This window comes from Streptomyces sp. NPDC059564 (genome assembly GCF_042735575.1).
In the GTDB taxonomy this organism is placed as follows: domain Bacteria; phylum Actinomycetota; class Actinomycetes; order Streptomycetales; family Streptomycetaceae; genus Streptomyces.
The window spans coordinates 1-2774 of sequence record NZ_JBHWBP010000587.1 but is presented as its reverse complement, the minus strand read 5'-3'; the positions used below and the strand labels follow the sequence as shown (position 1 = coordinate 2774).

Genomic DNA, 2774 nt, shown 5'->3' with positions numbered 1-2774 from the left:
CAGCCCCCGCCGACGCCGACGCCGGATCCAACCCCCACGCCCACGCCCACGCCCACGCCGACGCCGACGCCGACGCCAACCCCCACGCCGACGCCGACGGCGGATCCGAAGCCGACCCCGACGCCTGCGGCGACCCCCACTCCCACCCCGAAGCCCACCGCCACCGCGTCGGCTTCCCCCTCGGCGGCGCCCACCGGGAAGCCCGGCGGGGCGAGCCCCGCCCCGAGCCCGTCGCTCTCCGGGACCCCGTAGCTCCCGGCCCCCGCCCTACGCCGTAGGCACCCGCACCGCCCCCACGCCCGGGCGGAGCGGGGCCCGGCGCCCGGGCCGTGCCGAAGACGGCGAGCCCCGCCCCGAGCCCGTCGCCCGCCCGGGCCCCGTAGCGCCCCCGCCCACCGCCCCACGCCGTAGGCACCGGCAGGCCCAGACGGTTCTCATCTCGCCCCCGCGTTGCTACGGTACGCCCTCCTGACGCCCCATCAGATACCGGAGGCCCCGGCATGCGCGCACTCGTCGCCGCCGCCATCGGGCTGGCCGCCGCGCTGGCCCTCGTCCTCGCCATCACGGCGTTCGGGGTGCCGGAAGGCACGACCTCGCCCAAGCCCCTGCTCACCACCGCGCCCGCCGCGCCCGGAAAGTAGAGGAGGCCGGCCGTGCGACGCAGAGCGAGCCTCGTCCTGCTTGCCCTCGCCGTGTTCTGCGCAGCCCTCGCACCGCTGTTGCGCTGGTACGCGTACCCCAGGCTCGCCAAGATCCCGCCCAGCCAGTACCAGGAGATGGTGCTGGAGGCGAAGGACGCGACCCTGCTCGACTACGCGGGCGGCATGCAGCCCAAGAAGGTCGACAAGGTCACCATCGTCCAGACCCTCAAGGGCAACGTCGAGGCGTCCAAGGAGATCGAGGCCAGCGCCGGCAAGGACGTCGTCGTCTGGGACACGCTGTCCTACATCATCGGGCCGGACGGCAAGATGGTCTCCCAGATCCCCGAGCGCTACATCTTCGACGCGCACACCCAGGACCCGGTGCACGCCACCGGCGAGATGGTCGACGGCGACGCGGTCAAGCGCGAGGGCATCGAGTTCAAGTGGCCGTTCTTCACCGAACCGCGCGACTACCTCTACTTCGACGCGCAGACCCGCACCTCGTCGCCGATCCACTACGTCGGACCGCGCGACTACCGGGGCATGGAGGTCTACTACTTCGAGCAGACCGTCCCCTGGACCAAGGTGCCCATGCCGAAGAAGATGCCGATCGAGGGCATCGACCCGGCGACGATCGAGCAGACCACCGGCACCACCCTCTGGTACACGGTGACGGCGAGGTTCTGGGTCGACCCCGTCACCGGCGCGCCCGTCAACGCCGAGCAGGACATCCAGCAGGAGATGCGCGGCGGCATCGCGGCCGGTGCGCCCGACGGCAAGCTCACCGCCTTCGCCGGGCACGTCACCATGCGGCCCGACTACGCGAAGTACACCCTCGACCTGGTCGCCTCGAACCGTACGAAGGTCCTCGCACTGCACACCTACGGCCCGGCCGGCCTCGCGCTGGGCGGACTGGCGCTGCTCGCGGCCGCCCTCTGGCTGGAAGCCCGCGGCCGGCGCGGGGAGGGCGGGCCCGGCGGGCTCAGCGCCTGAGGCGGGCGTTGGTGTGGCGGGTCGGCTCGGCGGTCGCCGGGTCTTCGGGCCAGGGGTGCTTGGGGTAGCGGCCGCGCAGCTCGGCCCGCACCGCGCGGTAGCCGCCCTGCCAGAAGGAGGCGAGGTCGGCGGTGACGGCGGCGGGCCGCCCGGCCGGGGACAGCAGGTGGACCAGCACCGGCACCCCGGCCACGCGCGGGGTCTGCGCCAGCCCGAACAGCTCCTGGAGCTTCACCGCGAGCACGGGCTGCTCGGCGGTGTAGTCGACGCGGATCCGGGAGCCGCTGGGCACCTCGATGCGTTCCGGGGCCAGCTCGTCGAGCCGGGCCGCCTCGCCGGTGGCCCAGGGCAGCAGCCGGTTCAGGGCCTGTCCCGCGTCGATCCGGGCCAGGTCGGAGCGGCGGCGGGCCCGCGACAGCTCGGGCTCCAGCCAGTCGTCGGCCCGCTCCAGCAGCGCCGCGTCGTCCGCCACGTCGGGCCACGCGCCGCCGAGCGTGCGGTGCAGGAAGCCCAGCCGGGCCCGCAGCGCCGCCGCGTCCGGGGACCACCGCAGCAGGCCGAGCCCCTCGGCGCGCAGCCCGTCGAGGAGGGCGGCGCGGACCAGGGCCGGGTCGGGGTTGCGCAGGGGTCGGGCGGCCAGCTCGATCGCCCCGAGGCGGGTGACGGCGCGGGCCACGAGGTCCCCGTCCTCCCAGTGCACCTCCTCCCCCTCGCTCCGCAGGTGGGCGGCCGCGGCCAGGGCGGTGTCCTCGTCGATGACGGCCGCGGACCGGATCCGGGCGGAGGCGGAGTGCGGGGGCCGGTCGGCGACGGCGACGGCCAGCCAGGGCGCGCTGCGCAGCCCCGACCCGTCGCCGAGCTCGGCCCCGGTCCCGGAGGCCATGAGGAAGCCCCCACCCCCCTTGGCCTTCGCCACCCGCTCGGGAAACGCCAGCGCGGCCACGAGCCCGGCGGCGGCATCGTCGGGTGCGGCGCCGCTGCTGGGGCTCCGCCCCAGACCCCGCTCCTCAAACGCCGGAGGGGCTGGATTTCGCGACTGGTCGGCCCGCAGGCTGATTCCAGCCTCGCCAGGGGGCCCCTCCCAGCGGTGGCCGGGGGAGTCTGAGGCGAGGGGGCCCGGGGGCGGAGCCCCCGACGGGT

3 protein-coding genes and 1 pseudogene are annotated in these 2774 nt (G+C 75.6%); 3 read left to right on the top strand and 1 reads right to left on the bottom strand.

Annotated elements, in window-relative coordinates:
- From ACFV0Q_RS40600 to ACFV0Q_RS40590, 3 genes and pseudogenes are all read left to right on the top strand, one after another.
- Positions 1-278: pseudogene (locus ACFV0Q_RS40600) on the top strand (hypothetical protein); the annotation flags it as partial.
- Between the two features lie 222 nt (positions 279-500).
- Positions 501-641, top strand: coding sequence for an SPW_0924 family protein (locus ACFV0Q_RS40595; protein ID WP_385013008.1), 141 nt, complete (start codon positions 501-503; stop codon positions 639-641).
- Between the two features lie 12 nt (positions 642-653).
- A complete protein-coding gene (locus ACFV0Q_RS40590) occupies positions 654-1634 on the top strand; it encodes a DUF3068 domain-containing protein (RefSeq protein ID WP_385013007.1) in 981 nt (326 codons plus the stop codon).
- On the opposite strand, the gene ACFV0Q_RS40585 is transcribed toward ACFV0Q_RS40590, so the two are convergent.
- The coding region (locus tag ACFV0Q_RS40585) for an ATP-dependent helicase C-terminal domain-containing protein (RefSeq protein ID WP_385013005.1) at positions 1624-2774 on the bottom strand (1151 nt) is incomplete at its 5' end. The genes ACFV0Q_RS40590 and ACFV0Q_RS40585 overlap by 11 nt on opposite strands.

What these genes read in the sequence shown, in the direction of transcription:
- ACFV0Q_RS40595 (WP_385013008.1), top strand. Translation starts at nt 501, where the DNA reads ATGCGCGCACTCGTCGCCGCCGCCATCGGGCTGGCCGCCGCGCTGGCC.